Here is a 14,391-nt window from a genome sequence, read left to right on the forward strand (position 1 = left end):
ATGAAATCCTTACGTTTTAGCGCTTCTCTGCTGTTTTTATACGCGCTCTATTACCTGGTTCCATTAAATTCTCGCTTGCTATGGCAGCCGGATGAGACCCGATACGCGGAAATCAGCCGCGAAATGCTGGCCACTGGCGACTGGATTGTGCCGCATTTCCTCGGATTGCGTTATTTTGAAAAACCGATTGCCGGATACTGGATCAACAGCATCGGGCAGTGGCTATTCGGGCATGACAACTTCGGCGTGCGCTTTGGCGTGGTCTTCGCCACCGCCTGCACCGCCGCGATGGTGGCGTGGTTAGCCTGGAAAATCTGGCAGGACAAGCGCACGGCGGTGCTCTCCGCGGTGATTTTCCTGACCGCATTCCTGGTGTACGGCATCGGTTCTTACGCGGTGCTCGACCCGATGATCGCGATGTGGCTGATGCTGGCGATGTGCAGCTTCTGGAGCGCGTCTCAGGCGCAAACCCGCAGCGGTAAGATTGGCGGCTATGTCCTGCTCGGCATCGCCTGCGGCATGGGGGTGATGACCAAAGGCTTCCTCGCGCTGGCAGTCCCGGTTATCGGCGTCCTGCCGTGGGTCATCATGCAAAAACGCTGGAAAGAGGTGCTGCTGTACGGCTGGCTGGCGGTGGTGGTCTGCGTGCTCACGGTGCTGCCGTGGGGGCTGGCTATTGCTCAGCGCGAACCGGATTTCTGGCGCTACTTCTTCTGGGTGGAGCATATCCAGCGTTTCGCCCAGAGCGACGCCCAGCATAAGGCACCGTTCTGGTACTACATCCCGTTCCTGATTGCCGGCAGCCTGCCGTGGCTGGCGCTGCTGCCGGGCGCGCTGAAAACCGGCTGGAAGGGGCGCGGCTCCGAGCACGGCGCATTTTACCTGCTCGGGTGGGTGGTGATGCCGTTCCTGTTCTTCAGCATCGCCAAAGGCAAGCTGCCGACCTATATCCTGCCGTGCTTTGCGCCGCTGGCAATCCTGATGGCGCGCTACGCGCTGGCGGCGGTTGAACGCGGGGCGAAGGCGCTGCGCGTAAACGGCTATATCAACATCGGCTTTGGCCTGATTGGCCTGGTGGCGGTGCTGGTGGTGTCGCCGTGGGGCTTCCTGTCCAAACCGGTGTGGAGCAACATCGAGCTGTATAAGTGCCTGCTGGCGGCGGTGGCGTTTGGCGCCTGGGCGCTGGTGGGGTGGCTCTCTATCCGCGACGGCGTGAAGCGCTGGACGCTGGCCGCCTGCTGCCCGCTGGCGCTGGCGTTGCTGGTCGGTTTCGCCATTCCCGATCGGGTTATCGACAGCAAGCAGCCGCAGTTCATCACCGATATTGTGAGCGAACAGCTGGCCCCGAGCCGTTACGTGATGTCGAACAGCGTGGGCATCGCCGCCGGACTGGCGTGGGAGCTTAAGCGCAGCGATATCATCATGTTCAGCGAGCACGGCGAGCTGGAATACGGTCTGGACTATCCTGATGCGAAAGATCGTTTTCTGCCAAAAGGCGACTTCGAAACCTGGCTGGCGGCGCATCGCTCTGAAGGCCCGGTCTCTTTGGTTCTGCAGCTGAAGAAAGGGCAGAAGCTTGAAGATCTGGGGTTACCGAAGCCTGACAACGTCTACACGCTGAGCCGTATGGCCTTTGTGCAGTATCTGCCGCAATGATAACGGTCCTCTCCCTGCTGCTGGCGAGCCTGCTGAGCTGTATTGGGCAGCTCTGCCAGAAGCAGGCCACCCGCCCGGCGAAATCCGGGCGGCGTGGTCAGCATATCGCCGTGTGGCTCGGGCTGGCGCTGCTGGCGCTGGGCAGCGGCATGGCGCTGTGGCTGGTGGTATTACAGCGCGTGCCGGTGGGCATTGCCTATCCGATGCTGAGCCTGAACTTCGTCTGGGTGACGCTGGCGGCGCGCTATATCTGGCGTGAGCCGGTCTCGGTCCATCACTGGGCAGGCGTTGGGATGATTATTGTCGGTATTATGGTTCTCGGAGGAAGCTACTGATGGGCTTTATCTGGGCGCTGTTGAGCGTTGCGCTAACCAGCGCCGCGCAGTTGACCCTGCGATCGGCGATGCTGCAGCTGCCGCCGGTGGCGGATCTGTGGGCGCTGCTGATGCATCTGCTGCACGGCCAGGCCGGAACCCTTGCGCTGTTTCTCGGGCTGTGCGGCTACCTGGCGTCGATGGTCTGCTGGTTCTTTGCCTTAAAACGGCTGCCGCTGGCGAAAGCCTACGCGCTGCTGAGCCTGAGCTATATCACCGTGTGGGCCACGGCGCTGTGGCTGCAGAACGACGCCTTCTCATGGCGAGGGCTCGCCGGGGTGCTTATCATCATGGCCGGCGTGATGGTGATTTTTATGCCGTCAGGCCGTGCACAACCTCAATCAGCGAATGTGAAACGCTAAACGGCGTCGGCGTACAGACCGCAAGGCTGAGTTCGGCGGTCTGGTAGTCGCTGACGTGCAGATGCAGCGGCGCGGTGCTGTCGATGCTGACGATCTGCCAGGCGCTGCCGCCGCGCTGCTTCACGATGGCCTCTTTTCTTGTCCAGATCCGCCAGAACACCGCCAGCCGTTGCTCCTGCTGCTCGCGCTCAATTTCGTCGTGCTCGTTGGCGGTGAAAACGACGTTGGCCAGCTGCTGCCAGTGCGGGCGCGGACGAATAGCTTCGATATCGCACCCGACCGGGCCTTCGTCGCTCAGCAGCAGGGCGATATCGTCGCCACTGTGGCTGAGGTTGAACCACAGCGGCATCTCCTCGGCAAAATCAGGTTTCCCCTGATCGCTATAAAAAATCTCCGGCAGCGGCGAGACGGCATGGCACAGCAGCGCCCGGCCTGCCAGCCACGCGTTACGGCGCACGCCTTCCGGCGCCAGCCCGGACAGCGCCGGGGGCAGATCGGCGACGCAGAGCGTCGAAATTTTCCCGAGAAACAGCCGATACATCGTTACTCCCAACGCTTAATGACAATCGAGGTATTGATCCCGCCAAAGGCAAAATTGTTGCTTTGCAAAAACTCGCAATCAACTGCGCGTAACTCTCCCATAATGTAGTCCAAATCGCCACATTGTTCGTCAGGCTGGCGCAGGTTTATCGTCGGCGCGAACCATCCCTCACGCATCATCTGCAGGCTCATCCATGCCTCCAGCGCGCCGCAGGCGCCCAGCGTGTGGCCAAAATAGCTCTTCAGCGAGGAGACGGGCGTCCGGTTGCCGAAAACGGCGGCGGTGGCGAGGCTCTCCGCGATATCGCCGCGATCGGTGGCGGTGCCGTGGGCGGAAATATAGCCGATATCCTGCGCCGAAAGCCCGGCCTGGCGCAGCGATTGCTCCATGCAAACCTGCATGGTTTCCCGCTGCGGCTGGGTGATATGCGCGGCGTCGCAGTTGGTGGCGAAGCTGATTATCTCCCCGAAGATGGTCGCGCCGCGCGCTTTGGCGTGCTCAAGCTCTTCAAGGATAAGCGTCCCGGCGCCTTCGCCGATCACCAGACCGTCGCGGCTGGCGTCAAACGGCGAGGGGGTCACCTCGGGGGCGTCGTTGCGCTGGCTGGTGGCGAACAGCGTATCGAAGACCGCCGCTTCCGACGGACAGATCTCCTCTGCGCCGCCGGCGACCATCACCGTCTGGTAGCCGTGGCGGATAGCCTCAAAGGCATAACCGATCGCCTGGCTGCCGGAGGTGCAGGCGCTGGAGGTCGGGATAACGCGGCCGCGCAGGCCGAAGAACAGCCCGGTGTTGACCGCCGTGGTGTGCGGCATCATCTGCACGTAGGTCGTGCCGGTGATGTTATTGGTGTGCTTTTCCGTCAGCATGGTGGCGAACTCGCTCACCGGCCCAGTGCTGCCGGTCGACGAACCGTAGGCAATCCCCGTTTCGCCGTTGGTCAGCACCGGGTCATCGATAAGCCCCGCCTGTTCCAGCGCCAGCTCGGTAGCGCGAGTGGAGAGCTGCGAAACGCGGCCCATCGCCCGGATGCGCTTGCGGGTGTAGTGGGCGGGGAGGGTGAAATCATCAATCGGCGCGCCGAGCAGCGTGTGCAGCCCGTCGTACTCCTGCCATTCCGGCATTTTACGCACCGCATTGCGGTAGTCGCGAAGCCGCTGCGAGACGCTCTGCCAGCTATTGCCAAAAGCGGTTACGCCGCCCATGCCGGTTATCACCACGCGACGGTTCATAGCATCCCCCCGTTGATGGAGATAACCTGGCGGGTGACATAGCCTGCGATGTCGGACATCAGATAGCTGGCAAGCCCGGCGACCTCTTCCGCCTGGCCCATGCGCTTCATCGGGATCATGCTCATGGCCTCGGTCAGCGCGGCCTCTTCCATGGCGATCATCCCGGTATCAATCAGTCCAGGCGCAATACAGTTGACGGTGATTTTGCGCTTCGCCAGCTCAATCGCCAGCGCTTTGGTGGCGCCGATAATCCCCGCTTTGGCGGCGCTGTAGTTAACCTGGCCGCGGTTGCCCATCACCCCGGAAACGGAGGAGAGCGTCACGATGCGTCCACCCTTGCGCGCGCCGATCATCGGCATAATGCAGGGGTGGATGACGTTATAGAAGCTGTCGAGGTTGGTATGGATGACGCGGTCCCAGTCGTCATCGCTGAGCGCCGGAAAGGCGCCGTCGCGGGTAATCCCCGCGTTGCTGACGATACCGTACCAGGCGCCGTGCTGTGCCATGTCGGCCTCCAGGACGGCGCGGCACTGCTCGCGGTTGCCGACGTCGAACTGCAGCAGGCGCCCGGTGCCGCCCGCATGCTCGATGAGCTGCAGCGTTTCGCGCGCGCCCGCCTCGTCGTGATGGTAATGCACGCCGAGGGTAAAACCATCGGCGGCCAGCTGACGCGCGATGGCGCGCCCAATGCCCTTACTGGCCCCAGTAACCAGAACAGAACGGTTCATGTTGATATTCCCTGTTGAAACAACGTTGTAAGCTCAGCCTCTGTGGGCTGGAAAGTGGTCACTCGTCCGTGGGCGAGCGTGGCGCCCGCGCAGGCGATCGCGCCGTCAAAGCTGGCTAAACGCGAGTCCTGTATTAAGCACTGAACGGTGATATCTAATATGGCGCCTGCGGCAAAATGCCCGGCGCTGCAGCGTAAATCCCTTGCGCCCAGCACCATGCCGAGCGATGACGCGCAATCGCCATTATGCAGGCGATGCCAGCCGGACCACACGCCAACGGTCTGGGCGATAAGCTCCAGCGCGTACCAGCCCGGCAGGTTGCCTTCGCCGTCCAGAAACGGCGCCAGAACGCCGTCGGGACCGACGGTAACCCGACAATGCGCCCAGGCGTCGCCGACCTCAATGACCTGCTCAAGCAGCAGCATCGGCGCATCGTGCGGCAGATAGTGGTCAGGGGAAAGGAACGGCGTCATGTGTTTCTCCCTAACAGGATAGCGGCATTATTGCCGCCGAAGGCGAACGAGCTGGAGAGGATGGTCGGGCGCGTCAGCGGCTGCGCGGCGCGCAAAATACCGCACGCGGGCAGGGTGTCGTCATACGGCGACCGGCTGAAATCCTGCGGCGGCAGCGGCAGGCCGTGGGTCAGAATCAGCATCGACAGCGCCGCTTCGGTTATCCCGGCGGCGCCTAGCGTATGGCCGGTCAGATGTTTGGTCGAGCTGCACGGGACGCGGTCGCCGAACAGCGCGTGAATGACCTGCGATTCCATCCGGTCATTGAGCGGCGTGGCGGTGCCGTGCAGGTTGATATAGCCCACGTCATCCGGCGTCAGTCCGCTGTCCGCCAGCGCCTGACGAATGGCGCGAATCGCCCCTTCGCCCTGCGGGTGCGGGGCGGAAATATGGTGCGCGTCGCTGGATTCGCCGACGCCGAGCAGGGCTACCGGCTGCGGTTCGCGGGTCAGCAGCATCAGCGCGGCGCCCTCGCCGATGGTGATGCCGCAGCGGTCGCGGCTAAAGGGCTGGCAGCGCGTTATCGAGAGCGACTCCAGGCTGTGAAAACCGTTTACCGGCATCCGGCTTAGGGTGTCCGCGCCGCCGACGAGGGCCACGTCCGCCAGCCCCGCCTCTATCAGGCGTTTGCCGCTGATTATCGCGCGCGCGCTGGAGGAGCAGGCGGTGGAAAGGGTGTAGGCCGGGCCGGAAAGGCGCAGCCAGTTGCGCAGAAAACGCGACGGGTCGCCGAGCTCCTGCTGCGGGTAGCGCCAGCGGGAGCCGTCGAGATGATTCAGCGTTTTCGTCACGTGACGGTCGCCCTCATCCAGCCCGGAGGTGCTGGTGCCCATTATCACCGCCACCCTGTCGCGGCCATAGCGTGCGATAGCCTCATCCACCTGCGGCTGGATCTGGGCGAGCGCCGCCAGCAGCAGCTGGTTGTTGCGGCTGCGGTGAGCGGCAAAGGCGTCCGGAATGGCCGGTAATTCGCCATCCACTCCGCCCAGCACCGCCGGGGTATCCCCCCGCAGCCAGCCTTCGCGCGCTCGCATGCCCGGCGCGACGCCGCGCGTCAGGTTGCGGGCGATTTCATCCGGCGCGTTGCCCAGTGCGTTGATCGTGCCTGCGGCAGAAATAAAGATCATATCAGTCGCCCAGATATTGAATGGTGATGTGGTAGTTGAATACGTGCTGCTCAATGCTGACCGGCTCGCGTTTCCCTTTGCGCTGCAGGTAGGTGATTTCGGTCACCAGCCTGCCGCGAGCATCGCGAAGTTCACGTTTATCACCCTTATCAAGCAGCGTCCAGCCTTTCGGCAGCTGCGGCTGCCAGGCGCTGAGCGGCCAGTGGCTGAGCATCACGTCCGCCAGCACCTGGCCTGCGGGCGGCAGCTGCGGCGCGACGACGGACTGCTCGGTGTGAATGCCGCGGTCGTCGTAGGTGGCGAGAAACAGGCGAATACCGACGGACGACAGCCCCGCGAGGGTCACTTTTTTATCGTCGGCATTGAGCATCACCAGCAGCGACTGGCTCTGGCCGTTAAAGCGGCCGGTTAACAGCTGCTGCGAGCTGATGGCCGGGGCGATGCCCGGCGGCGGCAGCGTCACGTTGACGCCCGGCGCCAACCACGCCTGCGGGCGGCCGTTGTCCGGCGACGAGTGGCTGCACCCGGTGAGGATAAGCGCGGCGACCAGTGCGAGGACGCGGCAAACGGGGCGTATCATCATCGTGCTTTCTCTTTTTTGTGATGGGTTTTGCGGCTTTTCACCGGCATCGCCAGCGGCGAGAGAACGAATGCGGCGAAAATACCGCTGACCAGTACGATGCCGAAGCTGCCGATCGCCTGGGTGGCGCTAAACACCAGCATGCCCAGCGTCAGCAGGGTCGTCATCATCGCCAGCGTCACCGCCAGCAGGGAGGTCAGCGGCGTGCCGCGCGGATTGCTGAAAAAGAGCGTGTAGTTAATGCCGATCCCCAGCACCAGCGCCAGCGCCAGCATGGAGAACAGGTTAACGGTATGGCCGGTCACGGTCAGCACCGCCAGGCCGCAGCCCAGCGACAGCAGCGACGGCAGCAGGCTTATCAGCCCTCTGCGCGCGCCAAGGCGCAGCATGGCGCCGCAGGCAATCACCAGCAGCGCGACGCCGAGCAGGCCGCTCAGCAGCAGGCGATACAGGGCGAAAAGCGCGTCGAAGCTGGCCTTGCGATCGACCCATACCACGCCGGCGGCGCGTTCGGCGAGCGCCTTCAGCGCCGCGCTGTGGGCCACGCCATCGACCGGCACCAGTACGCCGCTGCGGCCGTCTGGCAGCGACAGCCAGAGCAGGCGCCAGCCTTCGCTTGCCGGACTGGCGAGCCAGTCGTCAACGCTCACCGGCATCGGCGAAAGATCCGGCGCGACGCGCGGTACGCCCGCGCCCTGTAGCGCTTTGGCGATAGCCGGCGCGGCGTCGCGCAGCAGGCTGAGGTCGTCCCGCTGGCGCGCCAGAGAGTTCAGCGGCACCGTACGGTAGCGGGCCATCAGCCCTTCCCGCTGCGCGCGGGCAAGCGCTGGCGTAAAGGCCTCCAGCCGCTCCAGCGTCTGCTGCGGGCTGTCGCCCCATACCACAAACCACTTCTGGTCGACGCTCTGGCCGGTCAGCCGCGTAATGACTTTTTCCTGCGCGAGCAGGTGCTGCGGCAGCGCCTGCAGCTGAGAGATATCGTCATCCACCCGCATCATCGCCAGCCCGGCCAGCGAAAACAGCGCCATCGCCAGCGGCAGGCCGACCGTCAGCGCTTTATTGCGCCGCCAGGCCGCCAGCCAGCGCAGCAGCAGCGCCATGGCTGGTACCGGGCGCACCGGCAGGCCGCGGCACAGGTAGGGGTGCCAGAAGATAACCGTCAGGCAGGAGGCGCTCAGCCCCGCGGCGGCAAAAACCGCCATCTGGCGAATGCCTGGGAAGGGGGCGAGCAGCATGATGAGCCAGGCCGCCACCGTGGTCAGCAGCGCCAGCAGCAGCGCGCCGCGCACCTTCTCAAGGCTTTGCCACGGCGAGGTCGACTCGCCGTGCACCATGCGTTCGGTCAGGTAATAGAGCGTGTAGTCCGCCGAAATGCCGATGATGCTCATGCTCATCACCAGCGTCATCAGGTGCAGCTCGCCGAACAGCAGCAGCGTAACCACCGTGCCCGCCAGCGCGCCGATGGCGATCGACAGGACAGACAGCAGCAGCGGGCGCGGGGAGCGGAAGACGGCAAGGATCAGCAAAATGACGCCCAGCACCGTCGCCGTGCCGAGGGTGGCGATGTCGTGCTTCGCCTGCTGGCTGGCGTAGTCGCTGTAAAAAACGGTGCCGCGGGAGAGCAGCTGCGCCTGCGGATACTGCGCCTTCAGCTCGGCCTCCAGCGCGGAGAGACGCGTGACCAGCGCGTGGGTTTGCCGCATATCAAACGACGACCCTTTAAGCTCGCCGTGCAGCAGGTACCAGAAATTGCCCTGCGCGTCCTGAGCGACCAGCCAGCCGTCCATCAGCCGCAGCGTCTGGCCGTTCTGCGCCATTGCCAGCTGCGCGCCGCGCGTCAGCATCAGCGGATCGTTTTGCAGCTCTTTGCCGCTGACGCCGGAAAACGCCGAGTACAGCTGGGAAAGGATCCACTGCGCCTGCGCCTCGCCGCCGTGGTCCAGCCGCGTGCGGGTGGCGCTGTCGACGAGCCCGTTGCGGTGCTGCCAGAAGAAAGCGCCCCACGCCTGCTGGCGGCTGGCGTCCATCGGGCCTTTCACCTCGCTAAGCTGGCCCGAGCCTTCCAGCAGCGACAGCCAGCGCTGCGCCACCGCCGGGTCGGCGCTTTTGCCGGAGCTGACCAGCCAGACCAGCTGCTTATCCAGCCGCTGCAGGAAACCGTCGTTCAGCGCCGGAGGGATAGCCCCCAGCGTCTGGTTCGGCAGCATCGCCAGCACGCTGCTGTTCAGCCGCGCGCCGGGCAGCAGCGCGCAGAGCAGGCCCAGCAGCAGCAGGCAGATGGCGCCCCAGGCGAGGGCGAGCGGGCGGGCCTTAGCGGGCGGCAAAACGTTGGCGTTCGTCATCGGTTAATGTGGTCGGGGTCAGGCGATGCTGCGAGAGCGTGATATCTGTTTTATCGCCCTGTTTATCATTAAGTTTAATACTTTCAAGATATTGCTGTCCCGCCAGGTCGATGGAGCTGAAAATTTTGTCCAGCGGCGTGGTGGTGGGCGTCAGGCGCAGCGTCCAGCGGTCGTCGCCTTTGTCCTGAAAATCGATGCGGAAGTTTTGCTCCAGCACCCTGCGGTCGGCCTGGAACAGCGCGCGCAGCAGATGGTTTAACTGGAACATCTGCGGGTTGTTGTCAGCGGTAATGACCTGCGGCGGCTGGCCGTTGACCGACTGCACCATCCGCGCATCATTCAGCATCAGCTGCATCGGGAACGGCGTTTTTTGATCCCATAAGAGCCCGGTGTCGCGGGCGATCAGCATCTCGCCGGAGGAACGCAGCGGCTGCGGCAGATCCTTGATGGTGCGGGTCTGTTCAAAGTGCGCGCGGATAACCGGCTGCCGGGTGAAACGCTGCTGCAGCGTATCCAGGGTGATGGCCTGCGCCAGCGGGGCGAGCAGCAGGACAATGAGCGGCCAGAATTTCATGGCGTCACCCCCATACGTTCAAACAGGATGTCAGGGCTGACAAAGCACATTTCTTTGCTGGCGATATCGACGGCGACCTGAACGGTGTAGCCGGTGGTGGTGCGCTTGCCGGTCTGTGCATCGAAAATCTGATAGACGATGCGCAGGCGGTTTTCATATTCGTCGATGTGCGCCCGCACGCGGATACGCTGCTCGAAGGTCACCACATCGCGGTATTTCACCCGCGTATCCACTACCGGCCAGACGTAGCCGGAATCCCGCATCTGGCGGTAGCCGTAGTTAAACTGGTTCAGCAGCGCTTCGCGGGCTATCTCAAAATAGCGAAAATAGTTGCCGTGCCAGACCACGCCCATCATATCCACGTCGTGGAAGGGGACGGTCAGTTCGACTTCGGTGGTAAAGCGGGGATCGTTAAGCACCCTTTTACTCCTTATCCGTGGTATCCGGCAGCCGCCAGAAATCAAAAAAGTTAAACCAGTCAAGCGGCGACATCAGCGCGTAGTGCTCAAGCCGCTGGGCGTAGCGGTCGACGGCCTGCTGCAGCGCCGCCTGGCGCGCGTCGCGGGGCAGCGGCAGCGGGTCGGCGAAGCGTTCGGCGTAGACCCGCAGCCTGCCCTGCTGCTTGAGCGCAAAGATGAGCACCACCGGGCAGCGTAGCACGGAGGCCAGAATAAACGGCCCCTGCGGAAACGGCGCCGGCTGGCCCATAAAGTCGCTCCAGACCACGCGCCAGTCGCCACCGCGCTGCGGGTTCACGGCGATGCGGTCGCCGACGATGGCGACCCATTCCCCGCGATCCAACCTTTCCTTGAGCAGCATGGCGGTATCCGGTCCGATATCGGTTACCGGGATCAGGTTCATGGCCGACTGCGGCGCGGCCTCCTGCATGATCTGCTTAAAGCGCTGGGCGTTATCGCTGAACACCAGCGCGGTGATGGTTTTCGTACTCAGCGCGCGGCAGGCCTCGATATCGCCCAGATGCGACGCGAGGATCAGTTTGCCGGTCGGCGAGGCCATATCCAGCGCGGCTTCGGCGCCATCGGCAAAGACGACGTCGCGCCCCGGCCTGAGTTCGCCGCGCCAGCTGGCGATTTTATCGAGCATGGCGTGGCCGAAGCGCAGAAAGTGGTGAACGCTGTTGAGCCGCGCGGGCAGGGGCTCGCCGCGCGCGGCGAGCGTCCGGCGCACCCGGGCAAGCCACTGCCGCGAGGCCTGACGCTGGGCGGCGGCGGTAAGCCAGTAGACGGCGGTCACCGGCCACAGCAGGCAGGAGAACGCCTTACGCCCCAGCACGCGCCATACCCACAGCATCAGCCGCATCCCCCATAGCCCTTTCAGCTCCTGCTGGCGCGCCCAGTGCGCGTGGCGCCGACGGGCCAGCAGCGACGGAATACGCGGCAGCATGCCGAGGAACAGCCGGGTGTGCATCCAGGAGATGCGCAGGTTGTCCTTCAGCGCGTCAAAATGCGACACACCGTCGGCGGGATAGGTAACCCGAGTGGGGACAAAATAGCTGGTATTGCCCTGCCAGTAGAGGCGCACCATGACCTCGGTGTCGAAATCCATCCGGCTGCCGAGCGCCACGCGCCCGGCAAGGGCCAGGGTGGGCGCCACCGGGTAGACGCGAAAGCCGCACATGCTGTCTTTAAGCTGTAGCGACAGCGTTTCTATCCATACCCAGACGTGCGTAACCCAGCGGCCGTACAGGCGCGAGCGGGGAATGGAGTCATCGTAAACGGGCTGGCCGGAAATCAGCGCCTCGGGATGGGCGTGGGCGAGCGCGAGCAGGCGCGGAATATCCTCAATGGCGTGCTGGCCGTCGGCGTCCACCTGCACCGCGTGGCTGAACCCGGCGCGTTGGGCCTCCTGCAGACCGCGAACCACCGCCGCGCCCTTACCGGCGTTTTGCGCCAGGCGCACCAGCGTTATACCGTGGCGTGCGGCGGCAAGCTGCTCCAGCGTCCGGCGCGTCACGTCGTCGCTGCCGTCATCGACGATGATGCAGGGCAGGTCGAAGCCCTGCAGCCGCGCCAGCACCTGCGCCATCATGGCGCCGTGGTTATAGCAGGGAATGAGCACGCACGGCGTGAAGGTCACTGGCATAAGCGGATCTTCCCGCTGCTGGCGGTGTGGCGCGCATCGCCGTCGTGACGCTGGTAGCGGAAGCTGAGGGTCTCGCGCTCGGGCTGCCACGTCAGCGTCAGCGTCACCGTGCTTTCCGGCAGCTGCGGGGCCTGGAATTTCACGTTCGGGATGCTGTGAAAGCGGTAGCCGGGGGCGAGCAGTTCAATGCCGTAACGGACGGCCCACTCCACCTGGGCGACGCCCGGCAGCAGCGGCTGAACGGCGAAATGCCCGCGGAACCAGAACATCGCCGGATCGAGCCAGAGATCAATCTCTATCGTATGAGGCTGAACCTGTCGCCGGGCGAGCTCATGGGGCATCATTGAATAGCTCCTGTAGCTTGTCGTACACGCGCTTGTTCAGGCTGTTGACCGGAATCGCGTCGACGACGCGCCAGCAGCGCGGTATCGCCACCGGTTCGAGCCAGCGGCGCAGCGTCTGGCGCCACTGCCGTTCGGTTTCGCCGGGGTGCTGCCGCCACTGCGCCAGGGCGGCTTCATCAAGCACCAGCACCGCCCCGGTGGTCTGGCGGCTGCGGTGAAGCAGCGGCACGACCGCCGCGTCGCGGACGCCCTCCAGGGCGCGCAGGCGTTGCTCAACGTCGCTGAGCGAAACGCGTTTTTCCTCAATCTTCACCACCCGATCGCGGCGTCCGGTGATGCGAAAACCGTCGCTGACGAACTCCAGCCTGTCGTCGAGCGGCAGGCCTTCGCTATCGGCAATCAGCGGCGACAGCACGCGCCAGCCGTCGCCTTCCGCCCGCAGGATAACGTCGGGAAACAGCTGCCAGGCGGTGCTGTTGTCGGTGCGCTGGCGCCAGGCGATGACGCCCGTCTCGGTGCTGCCGTAAATCTCATCGGCCCAGACGTTGCACCAGGCCGCGGTGCGCTTAACGTCAGGCCAGGCGAACGCGCCGCCTGCCGAGAGCAAAAACGCCAGCGGCGGCGGCGTAAGGGCAGGGTCGAGCCGTTTGAGAAACGCCGGGCTGCTGATAAAGGCATAGGTATGGGCGCCGTCGAGCGCCGCCAGCTGCTCCGGAAACTGCAGCATTGCGGCATGCAGCGGCAGGCCCAGCGCCATCGGCATAAACAGGCGGAACGTCAGGCCGTAGAGGTGCTGCGGCGTGACCGAGGAGACCACGCGGCAGCCATCGAGCCGGGCGGCGAAACGTCCGGCCACCAGCGACGCCTCGGCGTCCAGCAGGGCGACCGGTTTGACCACCCGCTGCGGTTCGCCCGTAGAGCCGGAGGTGTAGAGCTCAATTGTCGCATTCGGGTCCACCGGCGGCAGGGGATGCGCGGGGTTCTCGCCGCATTCCACCGTGATTACCGTTTTGCTGAAGGCGACCGGCGTCTCGCTGATTACGCCGTCGAGACGGTCGCGCTGCTCCTCCAGCCATGCCGGGCGCTGATGGCCCGGGATGACCGGCGTCTTTCCGCTGTGCAGCAGCGCCAGCAGGGCGACAAGGAACAGATAGCTGTTTTCCGCGCACAGCGCCCAGCGCATGCCGGGGTGAGCCTGCAATTGGGCCTGCAGGCGAGCGACATCGCCGCGCAGGTTTTTAAGCGTCCACTGCCGCGCGCCTTGCCAGGCCACCAGCGTATCGTCGGGCCTGTCCGTACTTAACCATTGTGAGAGCGGAAGCGTCCTGCTCATAAGTGTTCCCGTTTTCTGACCCGTTGGCGCACGCACCACTCGCCGGCCATCAGCAGGCCGATCATCACGTAGGAGAGAGCGCCGTTCCACGCCGACCAGAGCCGCATATCGCCATGCGCCGCGGTCAGCAGCGCAATCGAGCCGTTGGCGATAAAAAACAGGCACCAGACGCGGGTAACGTTACGGGTATAGCGCACGGCGGCGGGAGGCAAATCAGGCTCACGCAGACGGGCGATGCGCTCGACGAGCGGCATGGATGTCCACAGCGAGCCGCCAAACACCGTCAGCAGCGCAAGATTAATAACGACCGGGTAGTAAAGCAGCCACTGATGGCTTTTGAGTATCCAGCTTGCAACGCACAGCGTCGCGCCCAGCAGCGCGGTCGTCAGCGTAAGATAGCGCAGCGGCCCGGCCTCGCGCCGGGTTTGCCACAGGCGCAGCAAAAACACCAGCGCAAACAGCGGCAACAGCCAGTTCAGGCTGTTGTGCGCCAGGCCGCTGCTGATGGCTAACGGCCAGGCGATAATCATCACCATCGCCAGCAGCCGAAGCGCCTGCTGTGCGTGCTTCCCGGTCATGACGC

Annotated in this window: 16 protein-coding genes; 3 read left to right on the plus strand and 13 right to left on the minus strand. The window is 64.3% G+C overall.

What is annotated here, in order from left to right; all coding sequences use genetic code 11:
- Genes arnT through arnF form a run of 3 tightly spaced genes read left to right on the plus strand, consistent with a single transcriptional unit; the run spans position 1 to position 2,392 of the window.
- Positions 1-1,656, plus strand: coding sequence for a lipid IV(A) 4-amino-4-deoxy-L-arabinosyltransferase (gene arnT, locus ENTCL_RS01260; protein ID WP_013364308.1), 1,656 nt, complete (start codon positions 1-3; stop codon positions 1,654-1,656).
- Positions 1,653-1,991, plus strand: coding sequence for a 4-amino-4-deoxy-L-arabinose-phosphoundecaprenol flippase subunit ArnE (gene arnE, locus ENTCL_RS01265; RefSeq protein ID WP_013364309.1), 339 nt, complete (start codon positions 1,653-1,655; stop codon positions 1,989-1,991). Before arnT ends, arnE begins: the two co-directional genes overlap by 4 nt.
- Positions 1,991-2,392 carry a 4-amino-4-deoxy-L-arabinose-phosphoundecaprenol flippase subunit ArnF gene (gene arnF / locus ENTCL_RS01270; protein ID WP_013364310.1) on the plus strand — a complete coding sequence of 134 codons (402 nt, stop codon included), beginning with the start codon at positions 1,991-1,993 and terminating at the stop codon, positions 2,390-2,392. Before arnE ends, arnF begins: the two co-directional genes overlap by 1 nt.
- On the opposite strand, the gene acpT is transcribed toward arnF, so the two are convergent.
- From acpT to ENTCL_RS01335, 13 genes are read right to left on the minus strand one after another with little or no spacing between them, the layout of a single operon-like run.
- Complete coding sequence (acpT, locus tag ENTCL_RS01275; protein ID WP_013364311.1) at positions 2,343-2,933, minus strand: 4'-phosphopantetheinyl transferase AcpT; 591 nt, start codon at positions 2,931-2,933, stop codon at positions 2,343-2,345. The genes arnF and acpT overlap by 50 nt on opposite strands.
- A 2-nt stretch (positions 2,934-2,935) precedes the next feature.
- Positions 2,936-4,165 carry a beta-ketoacyl-ACP synthase gene (locus tag ENTCL_RS01280; protein ID WP_013364312.1) on the minus strand — a complete coding sequence of 410 codons (1,230 nt, stop codon included), beginning with the start codon at positions 4,163-4,165 and terminating at the stop codon, positions 2,936-2,938.
- Entirely contained in the window at positions 4,162-4,893 is a 732-nt protein-coding gene (locus tag ENTCL_RS01285) for a 3-ketoacyl-ACP reductase FabG2 (RefSeq protein ID WP_013364313.1), read from the minus strand. The genes ENTCL_RS01280 and ENTCL_RS01285 overlap by 4 nt, the downstream gene beginning before the upstream one ends.
- Positions 4,890-5,366, minus strand: a complete 477-nt coding sequence (locus ENTCL_RS01290) for a hotdog family protein (protein WP_013364314.1) — start codon at positions 5,364-5,366, stop codon at positions 4,890-4,892. Before ENTCL_RS01290 ends, ENTCL_RS01285 begins: the two co-directional genes overlap by 4 nt.
- Positions 5,363-6,532, minus strand: coding sequence for a beta-ketoacyl-[acyl-carrier-protein] synthase family protein (locus tag ENTCL_RS01295; RefSeq protein WP_013364315.1), 1,170 nt, complete (start codon positions 6,530-6,532; stop codon positions 5,363-5,365). The genes ENTCL_RS01290 and ENTCL_RS01295 overlap by 4 nt, the downstream gene beginning before the upstream one ends.
- Before the next feature lies 1 nt (position 6,533).
- Positions 6,534-7,115, minus strand: coding sequence for a DUF3261 domain-containing protein (locus ENTCL_RS01300; RefSeq protein ID WP_013364316.1), 582 nt, complete (start codon positions 7,113-7,115; stop codon positions 6,534-6,536).
- Positions 7,112-9,454, minus strand: a complete 2,343-nt coding sequence (locus ENTCL_RS01305) for an MMPL family transporter (RefSeq protein ID WP_013364317.1) — start codon at positions 9,452-9,454, stop codon at positions 7,112-7,114. Before ENTCL_RS01305 ends, ENTCL_RS01300 begins: the two co-directional genes overlap by 4 nt.
- Positions 9,423-10,028, minus strand: coding sequence for an outer membrane lipoprotein carrier protein LolA (locus ENTCL_RS01310; protein WP_013364318.1), 606 nt, complete (start codon positions 10,026-10,028; stop codon positions 9,423-9,425). The genes ENTCL_RS01305 and ENTCL_RS01310 overlap by 32 nt, the downstream gene beginning before the upstream one ends.
- Positions 10,025-10,447: an acyl-CoA thioesterase gene (locus ENTCL_RS01315; protein ID WP_013364319.1), complete on the minus strand. Its 423-nt coding sequence runs from the start codon at positions 10,445-10,447 to the stop codon at positions 10,025-10,027. Before ENTCL_RS01315 ends, ENTCL_RS01310 begins: the two co-directional genes overlap by 4 nt.
- A 4-nt stretch (positions 10,448-10,451) precedes the next feature.
- Positions 10,452-12,131 (minus strand): glycosyltransferase family 2 protein, encoded by a 1,680-nt coding sequence (locus tag ENTCL_RS01320; RefSeq protein WP_013364320.1) that lies wholly within the window; start codon positions 12,129-12,131, stop codon positions 10,452-10,454.
- Positions 12,122-12,475 (minus strand): ApeI family dehydratase, encoded by a 354-nt coding sequence (locus tag ENTCL_RS01325; protein WP_013364321.1) that lies wholly within the window; start codon positions 12,473-12,475, stop codon positions 12,122-12,124. Before ENTCL_RS01325 ends, ENTCL_RS01320 begins: the two co-directional genes overlap by 10 nt.
- A complete protein-coding gene (locus tag ENTCL_RS01330; protein WP_013364322.1) occupies positions 12,462-13,808 on the minus strand; it encodes an AMP-binding protein in 1,347 nt (448 codons plus the stop codon). Before ENTCL_RS01330 ends, ENTCL_RS01325 begins: the two co-directional genes overlap by 14 nt.
- A complete protein-coding gene (locus ENTCL_RS01335; RefSeq protein WP_013364323.1) occupies positions 13,805-14,386 on the minus strand; it encodes a COG4648 family protein in 582 nt (193 codons plus the stop codon). The genes ENTCL_RS01330 and ENTCL_RS01335 overlap by 4 nt, the downstream gene beginning before the upstream one ends.
- Positions 14,387-14,391 lie beyond the last annotated feature (5 nt).

Origin of the sequence: [Enterobacter] lignolyticus SCF1, from assembly GCF_000164865.1 — a bacterium.
Lineage (GTDB): Bacteria > Pseudomonadota > Gammaproteobacteria > Enterobacterales > Enterobacteriaceae > Enterobacter_B > Enterobacter_B lignolyticus.